Genomic DNA, 15,066 nt, shown 5'->3' with positions numbered 1-15,066 from the left:
GCATTGCTACCCTGGCTCGATAGCTAGGGGATGCGGATGTACAAGCCGGGCGGCACGCTGAGGGACGCGGTTCAGGCCATTGAGACGGGGCGCTACGTCCTGCCCGCGATTCAGCGGGAGTTCGTCTGGCGGCCTGACCAGATCTGCCGCCTATTCGATAGTATCATGCAAGGCATCCCCTTTGGCACGTTCCTCTTCTGGCGCGTCGAGCCGACGAGCGCGGAGGCCTACAAGTTCTACGGCTTCGTCCGCGATTACCACGAGAGGGACAACCCACACTGTCCCGACCTCGGACCGATCACTGGACGGGAGCTGACCGCGGTGCTTGACGGCCAGCAGCGCCTCTCGGCGCTTAACATCGGTCTCCGCGGATCAATGGCCTGGCGGCTTCCGAACAAGTGGAAGACGAACAAGAATGCTTATCCCGTCAAGCATCTGTATCTAAATCTCCTCCACAAGCCCGATCCCGACGAGGAGGGGGAGGCCTACCAGTTCCGCTTCCTAGATGAGCCGCATGCCTATGTTCCGGGGAAGGATTTGTGGTTCAGGGTGCCGTCCATCCTGACTATGAAAAGTGGCCCCTCGATGCTCGGGTGGGTCACGAAGGCGCTGATAACCGACGGCGGGATGGTCCCCCAGGAGGACGCCACGGCGGCCTACGAGGTCCTCGACCTCCTGCATCGTGTAATCCACGCCGAAAACAAGGTCTCCTACTACGAGGAGGATAGTCAGAGCCTAGAACGAGTGTTGCGGATCTTCATCCGGCTCAACAGCGGCGGCACGGTCCTCTCCTACTCCGATCTCCTGCTAAGCATTGCCGTGGCGCAGTGGCAGGAGCTCGACGCACGGAAGGAGATCCATTCGCTCCGCGACGACCTGAACGCGATTGGAACGGGCTTCACGTTCTCGAACGATTTCATCCTCAAGGCGGGACTGATGCTCGCTGACATCAGCAGCGTCGGGTTTAAGGTGGAGAACTTCACGAAGCCAAACATGGCCGAGTTGGAGAAACGCTGGTCGGACATACGACGCGCGCTCATTTTAGCCGTGGAGCTGGCTGCTTTCTTCGGCCTAAGCGGCCAAGGGCGGTGGGCAGAAAGTTCCCTTCTACCTATTGCATACTACCTCCATCGCCTCAGGGCGCCTGACAACTTCGTCACCCATGGCTCCCGCGCGGCGGACAGAGCGGCGATCCAGTCCTGGCTGGTGCGGTCCCTCGTGAAGCCGTCTGGCATCTGGGGCAGTGCATTGGACACCCTCCTCACCGCCCTTCGCGGGGTCATCCGGGCCTCCCAGGACGGAGCGTTTCCCGCTAGGGCGCTAGAGGCGGAAATGAAGGCGCGTGGGAAGGGCCTGGAGTTCTCCGAAGCGGAGGTGGATTTTCTTTTGGACACTTCCTACCCCGACTACCGCACCTTCCTTCTACTGTCCTTCCTCTATCCATTTGTGGACCTGAAGAACCACTTCCACGTCGATCACGTGTTCCCCAAGTCGATGCTTACCCCCGCGCAGCTTCGGAGAGCGGGCATCGCCGCGGAAGCCATCGATGACCTCTCAGCAAGAACAAACAGGCTCCCTAACCTTCAGCTGCTTGGCGGCGCGGAGAACAACGAGAAGCGGGCCAAGCTGCCGAAGGCATGGCTCGCCTCGGCGTTCGCGACTGAGGCTGCAGGAGTGGAGTTCGTCTCAAAGCACGACCTCGGCTCCGTCCCAGACTCCGCCATCGAGTTCGCGGCCTTCTTTGATGCACGTAGGATCATTATGAAAATGCGGTTACAAAAACTTCTCGTAGCGGTGCCCACAACCCAGGACGAGGCAGCGTAGCGCCCTCGCTCGGCCCTGTAGGGTGGACGCACGCTGCCTGCCCGGTGACTCTCGGGATGATCGGACGTTCTTTGTCGCTAATTGGCGCCCTCACGTGTTCTGAGCAGTTGCTTATGACCTCGTTTACATCTGCATATGCCTTGAACAAGCCGGCAGATGGCCGTACAATTGGCCTGGAGGTTTATTATGGCCAACACCGCACGAAAGGCGATCGATCGCACCCGAGGCGAGCGCTTGGAGGCCCGCATCACCGCCGATCAGAAAGCGCTGATCCAGCGTGCCGCCGAGCTCGAAGGTCGCAGCGTGACCGACTACGTCGTCAGCAGCGTGCAAGACGCCGCCAAGCGGACCGTTGAGGCGCACGACGTCATGGTATTGAGTGCTGCGGAGAGCCGGGCGTTTGTCGATGCACTACTTAATCCCTCACCGGTCAATGCGCGCCTGCGAGACAGCGTTCGGCGCTACCGAGCCGTGACGGGCGGCTGAGAGGGCGTTGGACCTTGCGGCTATCTGCATCGAGCCCCTTGGCTCCGAGCATGATCGAAGCGCCTTCTCGTGCGGCGTGCCGGCTCTCGACCGGTATCTGCGGGAACAGGCTGGCCAGGATGCGCGCCGCCGCGTGGCCGCACCCTTCGTGGCATCCAGCGACCGTGTGACGGTACTCGGCTTCTACACGCTCTCCGCCACGTCCATACAATTGACCGAGGTTCCGGCAGCGCTCGCGAAGAAGCTGCCTCGTTATCCGCGCCTGCCGGCAACCCTCCTCGGGCGTCTTGCGACCGACCTATCTGCCCGTGGTGTCGGGCTCGGTCGCTTTCTGCTGATCGACGCGATCACGCGGGCTGTCCGCAGTGAGATCGCGTCTTTTGCCCTGGTGCTCGACGCCAAGGATGAGACCGCCGCGTCCTTCTACGAACGGGAAAGCTTCATTCGAATACCGGGCACACCCATTCGGCTTCTTCGGCGCATGGACGATCTTGCAGCCCTGGTAGGCGGATCAAGAAGTGGAGCAAGCGCGTGAGCGGTTCGTCACTGTCGTCTTTGATCTGGTCCGTCGCGGACTTGCTACGTGGAGACTACAAGCCGGCGGAATACGGCAGGGTCATCCTGCCATTCACCGTGTTGCGGCGCCTGGATTGCGTGCTGGCCCCCACCAAGGACGCAGTGCTGAAGGAGCACGCGGCCCGCGAAGGCTCGGGGGTGAACCCCGAACCTTTCCTGCTCCGGAAAGCCAACCAGCCCTTCTACAACGCCTCCCTGCTCGATCTGCCCAAGCTGCTCGGCGACCCCGACCATATCGGCGCCAACATGGAAGCCTACATTGCCGCCTTCCCGCCCGTGGTGCGCGACATTTTCGAGCGATTCGGTTTCGACGTGCAGATCGAGCGGCTGCGGAAGGCCAAGTTGCTCTACAAGGTCACCGAGCGCTTCGCCGCCTTCGACCTCAGCCCCGCCCGTGTCACCAATCACGACATGGGACTCGTGTTCGAGGAGCTGATCCGCAAGTTCGCTGATCTGTCGAACGAGACCGCCGGCGAGCACTTCACGCCCCGAGACGCCATCGAGCTGATGGTCAACCTGCTGTTCATTGAGGATGACGAGATCCTCACCCCCGGCAACCGCGTGGTCCGCACCCTGTATGACTGCACGGCCGGGACAGGTGGCATGCTCTCCTCCGGCGAGGAGTTCGTCGTCGGCTACAACCCGCAAGCTACCATCGTGCTCTACGGACAGGAGCTGAACGACGAGAGCTATGCCATCTGCAAGGCAGACATGCTCATCAAGGGTCAGGATGTCAGGAACATCGTGCCCGGCAACACCCTGTCCGAGGACGGGCACGTCGGCCGCCGCTTCGACTACATGCTAGCCAACCCGCCCTACGGGTCCGACTGGAAGAAGGTGCAGGCGGAGGTCACGAAGGAGCACGAGCAGCTAGGATTCGCCGGGCGTTTCGGCCCCGGCCTACCGGGCGTATCCGACGGGCAGATGCTGTTTCTGCTCAACCTGGTCGCTAAAATGCGCCCGGCGCAGGAGGGCGGCAGCCGTATCGGCATCGTCCTGAACGGCTCGCCGCTGTTCACGGGCGGAGCCGGGTCGGGCGCCAGCGAAATCCGGCGCTACCTGCTGGAAAACGACTTGGTTGAGGCCATCGTGGCGCTGCCGACGGACATGTTCTTCAACACGGGAATCAGCACGTATGTGTGGGTGCTGACCAACCGCAAGCCGCAATCCCGGCGCGGCCTAGTGCAGTTGATCGACGCCTCGGCCCTGTGGGAGAAGATGCGCCGTAGCCTGGGGAGCAAGCGCCGCCGGATGAGCGCCGAGCACATCGCGACCGTAACCCGGCTGTTCAGCGCCTGCCAGCCCGCCCGGCTGGTGACGCTGACCGATGCGGACGGCCGTACGACGCAGGCGGTGGTGATGGAGGGAGAGGCGGCGCCGGCGGCGCCCGCTGGCGGCAAGGTCAGGCTGGCGCCGCTGTCCCTGCTGTTCCGCACCGAGGCGTTCGGCTATCGCAGCATCACCGTCGAGCGGCCCTTACGCGAGGCCAAGGGGCCGCCGGTGCTGGCGCAGAAAGGCAAAGGGAAAGGCAAGCCCGTGCCGGACCCGGCGTTGCGCGATACGGAGAATGTGCCGCTGGCGGAGGACGTCGAAGCCTATGTGGCGCGCGAGGTGCTGCCGCACGTGCCGGATGCCTGGGTGGACGAGACGCGGACCCGGATCGGCTACGAGATCCCGTTCACGCGGCATTTCTACGTCTTTGAGCCACCGCGCCCCTTGGCGGAGATCGACGCGGACCTAAAGGCCAGCACGGACCGGATGCGGGCGATGCTGGACGGGCTGGCGGCGTGAGTTTGCTCTCGAAGGATTGGACAAACTGGAAGCTAAAATGGCTTTGCACTGGCGGCCCTGTGTATGGAGAGAATATTCCTGCGTCGGCATACGTTCCGCAGGGTTTGAGGTTTATCCGAACGACGGATATTGATGGGGCGTCCGGCCAGCTATTGGAGGAGGGAGTCTTTGTCTCACCCGACGCGGTTTCCGAGACGCTCGCCGACGGCGACCTGCTTCTTTCTCGTAGCGGCACCATAGGACGCTCATTTCTCTATGACTTGTCCAGCCACGGCCCATGTGCGTTTGCTGGCTACCTCATTAGGTTTAGACCCAAGGAGCCGTATTTACGTAGATTTCTTTTCTGGTTTACGAAGTCAGATGGATTTCTCGATCAAGTTAAGAGCGCGGCAGTAGAGAGCACGATATCGAACTTCAACGGACAGCGTTACGCCGAAGTCGAAGTGCCTGTGCCCTTCGAGCCTTTCCGTGCTCAAGCCATCGCCGCCTTCCTTGACCGCGAGACGGCCAAGATCGATGCGCTTGTGGCGGAGCAGGAGCGCCTTCTCGTCCTACTCGAGGAGAAGCGGCAGACCGGCATCGCGAACGCCGTCACCAGGGGCCTCGACCCAACCGTGCCGATGAAGGACAGCGGCGTGGAATGGCTGGGGCAGGTGCCGGCGCATTGGTCTGTTGCCACGACGAACGTGCTTAAAGCGCCGGCTTCGACGATCACCTACGGGATCGTTCAGGCCGGCCCTGATATCGAAGGCGGCATACCCTACGTTCGGACTTCCGATATGAGAGGCACTGAGTTGCCGCTCACCGGCTACTTGCGAACAACGCCTGAGATTGCGGCGGCCTATGAGCGATCAAGCATCAAAGCTGGTGACCTCGTCATCGCGATCCGGGCCAGCATCGGCAAAACGTTGATCGTCCCCCCTGAGCTTGCTGGCGGCAATCTTACGCAGGGAACGGCAAAGATTGAACCAGGCAGAAACATTCTGGGAAAATTCCTCTGCTATGTTCTGAACTCGGTTCCGTGTCAGCAGCACTTTGCGTCTATCGCAAAGGGAACCACCTTCAAGGAGATCACCCTTGAGATGCTGCGCAAGCTGAAGGTACCGCAACCCTCAAGCGCCGAACAGCAGCGGATTGTTGAGTACTTAGCTGGGGTGCTGCCGAGCATCGGGCAACTGATTAGTGAGGCGGAGATTGCACGAGGCCTGCTGCACGAACGACGAGCCGCGCTTATCTCTGCCGCAGTAACCGGCAAGCTGGACGTGCGTGCCCCCGCCCCCGCCACAGGGCCTGCCTTGGCCGCTGAATGAGCATCCACAAGGAGCGAGCCTTCGAGGACGGCGTCTGCCAGCATCTCGCTGCCCAGGGCTGGCTCTACGCCGAGAATGACGCGGCGCTATACGATCGCAAGCGCGCCCTGTTCATGCCCGACCTGCTGGCCTGGATCGAGCAGACGCAGCCGGACGCCTGGGCGGCGATGGCGGCCCGCAGCATCATCCCGGACGTGCTGGGTGACCGGGTGCGGGACACGCTGGACAAGGCCGGGCTGCTTGCTGTGCTACGCGGGGGTGTCGATATCGCTGGGTTGAAGAAGGCCGTTGCGGTCGCGCAGTTCCGGCCGGCGCTCGGGATGAACGCCACCCTCGCCACGCAGTATGCCGCCAACCGCCTACGCGTCGTCCGCCAGGTTCGCTACTCCTTGCATGGCGAGCAGAGCATCGACCTCGTGCTGTTCCTGAACGGCATCCCGGTCGTGACGGCGGAGCTGAAGAGCGACTACACGCAGTCGGCCGCTGATGCGGTGGACCAGTACCGCCACGACCGGCCACCCCGCATGCCTGGCAAGAACACGCCGGAGCCGCTGCTGGGCTTCCCCGGCGGTGCCTTCGTCCACTTCGCTGTCAGCAACAGCGAGGTGCGGATGTGCACCCGGCTGGCCGGGGCCGACAGCAGGTTCCTGCCGTTCAACAAGGGCAACGGCGGCGCGGCTGGAAACCCGCCGAACCCTGCCGGTACCGCCACCGCCTATCTGTGGGATCAGGTGTGGGAGCGGGAGGGCTGGCTGGACATACTGGGCCGCTACATCACCCCGGTGCGCGATGACAAGAAGCGCTTGGTAGATTGGCTGTTCCCCCGCTTCCACCAGCTCGATGCGACCCGCGCCATCCTGGCGGCCGTGCGCGACGAGGGGCCAGGGGGCCGCTACCTGATCCAGCACTCGGCCGGGTCGGGCAAGACGAACTCGATCGCCTGGACGGCGCATTTCCTGGCGGACCTGCATGACGCGGCACAGGCCAAGGTGTTCAGCAGCGTGATCGTGGTCAGCGACCGCACGGTGCTGGACACGCAGTTGCAGGAAGCCATCCTGGCGCTGGAGCGCACGAAGGGCGTCGTCGCCGTGGTGAAGGGAGAGGGCGCGGCCAAGAGCACCGAGCTGGCCGAAGCCCTCGCCACCGGGAAGAAAATCGTTGTCTGCACCATCCAGACCTTCCCCTTCGCGCTGGACAAGGTGCGCGAGCTGGCCGCGACCGAGGGCAAGCGGTTCGCGGTGATTGCGGACGAGGCGCATTCCTCGCAGTCGGGCCGGGCCGCCTCGGACCTCAAGACGGTGCTGACCGCCGAGGAACTCGCGGCGCTGGAGGACGGGGGCGAGGTTGGGGTGGAGGACCTGCTGGCCGCCAGGATGGCGAGCCGGGTGGCCCAGGATGCGGGCATTAGCTTCCTGGCCTTCACGGCGACCCCGAAGGCCAAGACGCTGGAGCTGTTTGGCACGCGGCTGGACCCGCGGCGCCCGGCCGCCGCCGACAACCTGCCGCGCCCGTTCCACGTCTATTCCATGCGCCAGGCCATCGAGGAAGGGTTCATCCTCGACGTACTGCGGAACTACACCTCCTACAAGATGGCGTTTCAGCTGACGCATGATGGCGAGGTGATTACCGAGGAGGAGGTGGATGCCAGCGAGGCCCGCAAGGGCATCATGGGCTGGGTCCGCCTGCATCCCGTCAATATTGCGTCCCGCGTGCAGATCGTCGTTGAGCACTTTCGCCAGACTGTGTCCCACCTGCTCGGCGGCCACGCGAAGGCGATGGTGGTGACGGGCAGCCGCAAGGAGGCTGTGCGCTGGACGCGGGCGATGGAGCGCTACATCGCCCAGCGCCACTATCCCATCGGCCTGCTGGTCGCATTCTCTGGTGACGTGGACGACCCGGAAAGCGGTGAAGGGCCGTTGAACGAGCGCACGATGAACCCGCGCTTGAGCGGCCGCGACATCCGCGAGGCCTTCAAGACCGACGAGTTCTCCATCTTGATCGTTGCCAATAAGTTTCAGACCGGGTTCGACCAGCCGTTGTTGTACGCCATGTATGTCGACCGCATGCTGGGCGGCATCCAGGCGGTGCAGACGCTGTCGCGCTTGAACCGTGCCCATCCCGGGAAGGACTCGACCTTCGTCGTCGATTTCGTCAACGAGCCCCAGGATGTCCTGGCGGCGTTCAAGCAGTATCACGCGACGGCCGAGCTGGCCGATGTCAGCAACCCGAACGTGGTCTTGGACCTGAAGGCCAAGCTGGATGCGACGGGCTATTACGACGTCTTCGAAGTCGAGCGGGTGGCCGTCGTGGTAGTTGACCCCAAGGGCACGCAAGGACAGCTGGATGCCGCAATCGGCCCGGTCAGCAACCGTCTGCTGACGCGCTACAAGGAGGCGCAGGCAGCGTTCCGTGCAGCGCCGGAGGGTAGCGGGGCTCAGAGTGGAGCAAAGGGGGAGATGGATGCCCTGCGCCTGTTCCGGGCGGACCTGGGCACCTACGTGCGAGTGTATGAGTTCATGGGACAGATGTTCGATTACGGGAACACCTATTACGAGAAGCTGCAATTGTTCACGCGCATGCTGGCGCCGCTGCTGGAGTTCGGGCGCGAGCGCGATGGCGTGGACCTGTCAGCGCTGCGGCTGACGCATCACCGGATGCGCGACCTGGGGCAACAGCAGGTCAATCTACTGGGGGGCGATCTAGCCGAGCCCTTGCAGTCAGTGACAGAGGCGGGGTCAGGCGCGGTGCAGGACAAGCACAAGCTGCGTCTGGCCGAGATCATCCGTGCCATCAACGACCTGTTCGAGGGCGACATTACCGAGGGCGACGCCGTTGCGTATCACGGCGTGCTCGAAGCCAAAATGCTGGAAAGCAAGACGCTGCGGGAGCAGGCAGCTGCCAATTCCAAGCAGCAGTTCAGCAGCTCGCCCGACCTGGGGCGGGAGCTGACAAACGCGATCATGGACGCGATGACCGCCCATCAGGAGATGAGCAAACAGGCTCTGGGTTCGGAGGGCATCCGTGCTCGCATTCTGTCGACGCTGCTCGGCCCGGGTGAGCTCTGGGAGGAGCTTCGGCGCGCCCATCCCCAGTGAGCCGATCGACAACTTTCTCGCTCATCTTGCATGAGCGAGATTAGGCACGAACGACGCGCCGCTTTCCCCTCTTGCCCCAACCGGATACCGGCGTGCTGATCGGCTACGGCCGCGTCTCGATCGAGGATCAGAAGGTTGACCTCCAGCGCGATGCTCTAGCCCATCTTGGCTGCCACCGCGTGTTCGAGGACCGCGCGTCCGGCGCCCGCGCCGACCGGCCCGGGCTTGCGACCGCGCTGTCGCATTTGCGTCGCGGCGACATCCTGGTGGTCTGGCGCCTCGACCGGCTCGGCCGCATCACCCATCAACTCGTCAACCTGCTGGAGCAGTTCGAGACCGAAGGCATCCACCTCCGTTCGTGCCAGGACGGCATCGACCCAGCCTCCGTCAAGGGCAAGGCTATGCTGCAGAGTGAGTGGCGCCGTCTTCGCCGAGATGGAGCGCAACCTGGGGGGTCTGGTAGTAACGGACCCGAAAGTTCGATTCAGCATAAACACAAGGCGGAGTGGGGTTTGCGGGCGGTAGATAGATGCACGGATTGATGCGGAACCAAAGGCGCATAGGGCCGTATGCTCGAACGGTCTTTAGCTCGTGCATCAAACGTTAGTTTTCGGCACGCCTACCGCCGGTTTGGGTAGGAAACTGATATAGACGAACCTCCATCAGCTTCGAACGGTGTTCATACGTCCTTCGGCCGTGGCTGTTGTGGCGCTCCTGACACCAAAGCGAGCGAAGTCCCATCAATGCGTTGAAACAACCTGTCGCGCCATTCAATGGTTAACTCGGTGCCGAATGGCACTGGCGATCCAAGAAAGTAACGTTGTCCATCAACAACAAACCCGAACTTTTGGCCAGGTCCGTCTCTGTATAATCCAACTAACTGTGGCGCACCTCCGCTTCTCATATCAGCTGCACCAAGAACGGCATCACAGAAAGCTGAAAATATAGCCCTCCTAGTTCCACCTGATGAAGATTTCTTCCATGCTTCCACGGCATGCCTTATATGGGAACCCCCGGTTCCTCTTGTTAATACTAATGATGAACTTCCAACTTGAGTGTTAATATGAACATCGTCCCACGTCCTAGATTTAGCGTTGTACTTCATTTCCCAGAGATAAAATTTGCTCGTGAGACTCTTGCTCTCACGCACAGCATGCAAAATAGCAAAATCAAAATCTACAGGGTCAGTTGAACGAGCGTGAATTTCTTTTAAGAACGTCAGTATCTCTAAGCCACTCCAGGCTGCCATTGCGCGGAGTATGGGTCAGATCGATGTATTTGACCCGGCTACCAACACCTTCTCGAAATGGGTACCGAATGATTGAGCTTTTAGGGCCGAAGGCTTAACACTGACGTCTTTACTTATGAAACAGTAACGGAAATCGGACCATAATTGATGATTAAGCTAAATCAACCGCTCATCATGCAAGCCCTCGGCCGAAAGTCTCTTCTCCAAGCGGGTGCAATGCAAAAAGTTGCCGAGGCTTTCATGGCTGCTAATCCTGAAACGCTTCCCACCAAGTGGGGATGGGGAGAGCCGGACGAGTTAGTCTTTTTTCATAGCGATTTTAGTCGCGCACTAAGTGAGGCCGGCGATTTACCGTCTGGGAGTCAAATTGGTTGGCAACGGAATAGCTCACCCAAGTTGCTGTGTTCGCTAGCCGGACGATGGATTAGCAAAGTGCCGTCTTGCTTGGACACTCATTCTATCTTCACCATTAGCGGCGAGCTCAAGGAGTGTAAGACAGAGTTTTGGGTCGGGAACTTGCTGAGGGCATCGGCTGAATTAGATGCGGATCTCGGTATTATTGAAGCGGTTACAGGGACTTACAAGGAACGCGCCAGGGCGAGTTACGCAATGCCTTTCAGTGACCTCTATTTGACTACACATGTGTTGCGTCATTGGCTGCCGGACATATTTTGGGGAACGCTGTTTGGACAAGCGTATATTGAAATGTTTGGCCTTGATACCATCCTCAATCTTCCGGCAGCGAAAGTCGAGCGCGTAGGCAGTGACAAGGTCTACGTACAGCTAACTGAAAATATCGATGATCTCGAGAATCACCCGGAGGTTGTTCTCTCTCGGCGTGAGGAGGTAAAACGGGCTCTTCAATGCGACGCTTTCTACGATGCAAACCGCTCTTATAGTTTTCATGGCGCTGGCCCAGTAGGGTCTGTCTTCAAAACGCCTAAGTTCGCCTTGCTCGATTAAATCCTATATAAAGGGTGAGCTACTTAGTGATAAAGTCTACGTCGTTTTGGGTAAATAGATGCCAGGCTATATAGAGCCTCCCTAGTATTGCAGCTCTCGTTCGCCAGTGAAGGCTTTCCCCGGAAAGCTTTTCTTTTGTTGTGCGTGACGTCGGCTTTCATGAGAAGGCTAAGCCTAGAATGGTCCTGTTAGGCCGGACTGTTGGCGCCGCCGTGAGAACAGAGGCGTACGCTTTGGCATTCGCATAGTATGCACCCGGTAAAGACCGCAGTAAGCGCTATGTCGCTCGTGGGGAGCGGCGTCGCGTTGCCGTCTTGGCAGTTTTGATCAGGCTGCCTTGCAGGCGACTGGGCGAGGCTGCCAGTTCCACGGGAGAAGCTCGTCGAGCCTCTGGACGGGATGCTCGGCGATGCGGGAAAGCACGTCGGCGAGCCACGCCTGCGGGTCGACATTGTTCAGCTTGGCCGTGACGATCAGGGAATACATTGCCGCTGCACCTTGTCCGCCGCGATCTGAGCCCGCGAACAGCCAGGATTTCCGACCCAGCGCGATGCCGCGGAGTGCCCGCTCGGCCGCGTTGTTGGAGAGACAGATGCGCCCATCGTCGAGGAACCGGCTGAACGACGTCCAGCGTTTGAGCATGTAGTCCATCGCGCGGGCGAGATCGGTGCCGCGCGAGAGCTTCGGGCGCTGCTCGCGCATCCAGCTCTCGAGGTTCGCGACCAGAGGTGCGGACAGCTCCTGGCGGACGACCCGGCGGTGCTCCGCAGACTGCCCGTTGATCCCGCGCTCGATCGCGAAGAGCGCGTCGATGCAACGCACGGCCTCCAACGCGATCGGCGAGATGGCGCCTGCTGGCTCTCCCCGAGCGCGACGGCGGGCGCTCTGCTCGACATCGGCCAGCTTGAAGAACGGTCGTCGCGCATGCGCCCAGCACGCCGCCTCGAGGATCGGCCCCGGCTTGCGCCCAGGCTCGTAGAGCTTGCCATAGCCGCTATAGGCGTCCGCCTGGAGCAGACCGGTGTAGTCTGCCAGATGGGCCTGCGGGTGCTGTGCGCTGCGATCGCGCGAGTAGCGGAACATGGCCGCAGGTGGCTCGTGGCCGCCGAACGGCCGGTCGTCGCGCACGTAGACCCAACATCGTGCGATGTCAGTCTTGCCGTGAGCGAGCACCGGCACGACGGTGTCGTCACCATGCAGCCGCTCGGCCGCGAGGACATGGGCCTCGAGCCGCAGCAGGAGTGGCTGGAGCACGGCACAGCAGGCGCCTACCTGGTCGGCCAGGGTGGAGAGGCTGAGGGGGACGCCCTCGCGGGCGTAGCGCTCCGCCTGCCGGTTCAGCGGCTGATGCTGGCCGAACTTCTCGAACATGATCATGGCCAGCAGGCTCGGCCCAGCCCAGCCGCGGGCGGTGACGTGAAAGGGTGCGGGCGCCTGGCTGATCTTGTCGCAGTCGCGGCAGGTGAACTTCTCGCGGACGTATTCGAGGACGATCCACTGCCGCGGGATCACCTCCAGCGTCTTGGTGGTGTCCTCGCCGAGCAATCGTAGCCGGTCGCTGCCGCAACACAGGCAGTTTGTGGGCGCGGGTGCCACCACCCGGTGGCGCGGCAGGTGCTCGGGAAAGGGCTGGCGTGAGGGTCGCCTGCGGGTGAACGGGGCCACGTTGGTCGCGCGGGCGGCGGCCTGCTCGGCGGCGATCCCGTCGGCGGTGGCGTCGGCCTCGAGCTCCTCGAGCCCGAGCTCCATCTGCGCGATCAGCCGGGCGGAGCGCTCCAAGCGCTGGCCGTAGAGCTCGTGCTTGAGCTTGGCGATCTGGAGCTGCTGGTGGGCGATCAGCGCCTGGTCATCGGAGGCATGGGCCCGCGCCGCGGCCATCTCGGCCTCGAGCTCGAGCGCCCGGTCGGTGGCATCGCGCCGGCCGGCGCGCTCGGCCAGCAGCGCGGCCTTGAGCGCGTCGACATCGTCCGGCAGGGCCTCGGAGACGCTGACCATGACGGCAATGGAATCATAAAAGCGGGGCCGTGACTCGTGAAATCGACAGCTCCAGCCTTATCCTGCAGCGGTTGGCCGGAACGTGTAGCGCGGGTTTCTCCAGTCGATCCCGTCCAGCATGTAGGCGAGCTGTGCGGCCGAGATCTCGACCGCGCCGTCGGTCGGTGTGGGCCAGCAGAACCGGCCGCTCTCGAGCCGCTTGGCGTAGAGCGACATGCCGATCCCGTCGTGCCAGAGGATCTTGACTAGGTCGCCGCGCGTGCCGCGGAAGACGTAAAGGTCACCGGCGTGCGGATCCCGCCCGAGCGCCTGCTGGACCTGCAAAGCGAGACCATCCATCCCGCGCCGCATGTCGGTGCGCCCGACCGCGATCCAGACGCGCACGCTCGCCGGGAACGCGATCAACGCCGCCGCTCCAGCGCGTCCAACACCAGCCGCAGCGCCGCGGGTTTGACGTCCGGGCCGACGCGCACGCGACACCTACTCGGAAGCTCGATCTCGATCATGTCGTGGGCAGCCGAAGACGCACTGGTGAGCGGCACATCGGGCCTGATCGTCACCGGCACAAGCTGCGGCGCGGTCTCAATCGGCGCACTAAATTGCTGACGCCAAGAGAAGACGAGGTTGGTATTGACGTCATACTGCCGCGCCACCGCCGAGACCGACGCATCTGGCGCGAACGCCGCCGCGACGATCTCTCGCTTGAGCGGCTCAGGCCAGGCTCGCCGCCGACGCTTGATAGTGTCCATTATCTCGATCGTGGACACTTACACACACTATCGTTGTGACCCGATCAGACTGGCTCAAACCCCAGAACCAAGGCGGGCGGCCCTCACCGGAGGGAGACGGCTCTCCGGTGTCCACATCCAGAGCTTGAATCACCCCAGCCCGAGCCGCCACAACCATTTTCAAACGGTCTCTTAGGCCATCTATAAGCGAGGCTGCGTCGGGAGCACTCATAGACCACGTCACACGTATCGGCTGAGCTAGCTTTGGGGTCAGCCGCTTACAATTTGGTGGATTAGTGCCAGGCAGTCGCCAGTGCCGAACGGAGGGTCGGATCGGTGGGCATTGCTGTGGCTGTTGCGGCGTTGAAGAGAGAATGCGACGTCTGGTAGCTGGCCATCTCCGATACAAGTTGATCGATACCGCTATCGAGGGTTCTGCCGTCGCCACCGAGTATCTTCGTCAATGCCGCAGACGCGTTACCCCCGAACCACCCTTTGACATCCACAACATCGGCGGATCCGATTACCTGCATTAGGAGATCGTCACCGCTCTGGCTGAACCAGAGGTTGCTGGCGGTAAGCCCGCTGCTGAGATCGAGCTGCCCGGCAGCTGCCAATCCCGTAGATGTGCCATTCTCGATGGTCAACGAACCATAGCCTGCCTTGAAGATATATGTGTCATTACCCCCGCCTCCGATCAGGGTGTCGGTGCCGCCGCGGCCATCGAGAATGTCACTAGTCATAGTTCCCTGCAGAACTTCGGAACCAGTCGAGCCGTGGCTGCAGAGAAACTGGAGCTGGGTTTGAGACCAACTTGTGCCATCGGCGAAGTCGATAGCCGAAACCCCTTGTCCAGGCCCATTTGTCTCGCTGTCAAGCTGAACGCGATCCCCGGCGACACCATCAGTGAGCAGAACGTTTGAGCCGGAAGTAGAGACCGCGACGCCCCCCTCTTGCACATCGTTTCCCAGATGCAGGACATTCAGCCCGTTGCCGTTCTCGTTGATCTCCAGCTGACCGTAGCCGGCGTTGTAGATGAAGGTGTCCCC

11 protein-coding genes and 1 pseudogene are annotated in these 15,066 nt (G+C 61.9%); 8 read left to right on the top strand and 4 right to left on the bottom strand.

All coding sequences use genetic code 11. The features are described from left to right. Nucleotides 1-36: 36 nt before the first annotated feature. The 8 genes from FE263_RS20740 (at nt 37) to FE263_RS20705 (ending at nt 11,294) form a co-directional block, all read left to right on the top strand. A complete protein-coding gene (locus FE263_RS20740; RefSeq protein ID WP_138327958.1) occupies nt 37-1,824 on the top strand; it encodes a DUF262 domain-containing protein in 1,788 nt (595 codons plus the stop codon). A 186-nt stretch (nt 1,825-2,010) separates the two neighbouring features. After that, nucleotides 2,011-2,310, top strand: a complete 300-nt coding sequence (locus FE263_RS20735) for a type II toxin-antitoxin system TacA family antitoxin (RefSeq protein WP_138327957.1) — start codon at nt 2,011-2,013, stop codon at nt 2,308-2,310. A gap of 7 nt (nt 2,311-2,317) precedes the next feature. Then, nucleotides 2,318-2,845: a GNAT family N-acetyltransferase gene (locus tag FE263_RS20730; protein ID WP_138327956.1), complete on the top strand. Its 528-nt coding sequence runs from the start codon at nt 2,318-2,320 to the stop codon at nt 2,843-2,845. After that, a complete protein-coding gene (locus tag FE263_RS20725) occupies nt 2,842-4,677 on the top strand; it encodes a type I restriction-modification system subunit M (RefSeq protein ID WP_138327955.1) in 1,836 nt (611 codons plus the stop codon). Before FE263_RS20730 ends, FE263_RS20725 begins: the two co-directional genes overlap by 4 nt. After that, entirely contained in the window at nt 4,674-5,987 is a 1,314-nt protein-coding gene (locus FE263_RS20720; protein WP_138327954.1) for a restriction endonuclease subunit S, read from the top strand. The genes FE263_RS20725 and FE263_RS20720 overlap by 4 nt, the downstream gene beginning before the upstream one ends. Beyond that, a complete protein-coding gene (locus tag FE263_RS20715) occupies nt 5,984-9,082 on the top strand; it encodes a type I restriction endonuclease subunit R (RefSeq protein ID WP_138327953.1) in 3,099 nt (1,032 codons plus the stop codon). Before FE263_RS20720 ends, FE263_RS20715 begins: the two co-directional genes overlap by 4 nt. 92 nt (nt 9,083-9,174) lie before the next feature. Continuing rightward, entirely contained in the window at nt 9,175-9,624 is a 450-nt protein-coding gene (locus FE263_RS22855; protein WP_138327952.1) for a recombinase family protein, read from the top strand. An 851-nt stretch (nt 9,625-10,475) separates the two neighbouring features. Then, nucleotides 10,476-11,294, top strand: a complete 819-nt coding sequence (locus FE263_RS20705) for a hypothetical protein (protein ID WP_138327951.1) — start codon at nt 10,476-10,478, stop codon at nt 11,292-11,294. A 327-nt stretch (nt 11,295-11,621) separates the two neighbouring features. Here the strand turns inward: FE263_RS20705 and tnpC are convergent, their stop codons facing one another. The 4 genes and pseudogenes from tnpC to FE263_RS22295 all read right to left on the bottom strand — a co-directional run. Continuing rightward, nucleotides 11,622-13,289, bottom strand: a complete 1,668-nt coding sequence (gene tnpC / locus FE263_RS20700; protein WP_138327950.1) for an IS66 family transposase — start codon at nt 13,287-13,289, stop codon at nt 11,622-11,624. Between the two features lie 57 nt (nt 13,290-13,346). Then, nucleotides 13,347-13,694 (bottom strand): IS66 family insertion sequence element accessory protein TnpB, encoded by a 348-nt coding sequence (gene tnpB, locus FE263_RS20695; RefSeq protein ID WP_138327949.1) that lies wholly within the window; start codon nt 13,692-13,694, stop codon nt 13,347-13,349. After that, a complete protein-coding gene (gene tnpA / locus FE263_RS20690) occupies nt 13,691-14,038 on the bottom strand; it encodes an IS66-like element accessory protein TnpA (protein WP_138327948.1) in 348 nt (115 codons plus the stop codon). The genes tnpB and tnpA overlap by 4 nt, the downstream gene beginning before the upstream one ends. 272 nt (nt 14,039-14,310) lie before the next feature. After that, nucleotides 14,311-15,066, bottom strand: a pseudogene (locus FE263_RS22295) (hypothetical protein); the annotation flags it as partial.

Origin of the sequence: Lichenicoccus roseus (assembly GCF_005844085.1) — a bacterium.
In the GTDB taxonomy this organism is placed as follows: Bacteria; Pseudomonadota; Alphaproteobacteria; order Acetobacterales; family Acetobacteraceae; genus Lichenicoccus; species Lichenicoccus roseus.
This window is presented reverse-complemented; position numbering and strand designations above follow the sequence as displayed.

Bases quoted from the DNA above. Each gene is read 5' to 3' on its own strand.
- tnpA (WP_138327948.1), bottom strand. From the start codon at position 14,038: ATGGACACTATCAAGCGTCGGCGGCGAGCCTGGCCTGAGCCGCTCAAG.
- FE263_RS20715 (WP_138327953.1), top strand. From the start codon at position 5,984: ATGAGCATCCACAAGGAGCGAGCCTTCGAGGACGGCGTCTGCCAGCAT.
- FE263_RS20740 (WP_138327958.1), top strand. From the start codon at position 37: ATGTACAAGCCGGGCGGCACGCTGAGGGACGCGGTTCAGGCCATTGAG.
- tnpC (WP_138327950.1), bottom strand. From the start codon at position 13,289: ATGGTCAGCGTCTCCGAGGCCCTGCCGGACGATGTCGACGCGCTCAAG.
- FE263_RS20735 (WP_138327957.1), top strand. From the start codon at position 2,011: ATGGCCAACACCGCACGAAAGGCGATCGATCGCACCCGAGGCGAGCGC.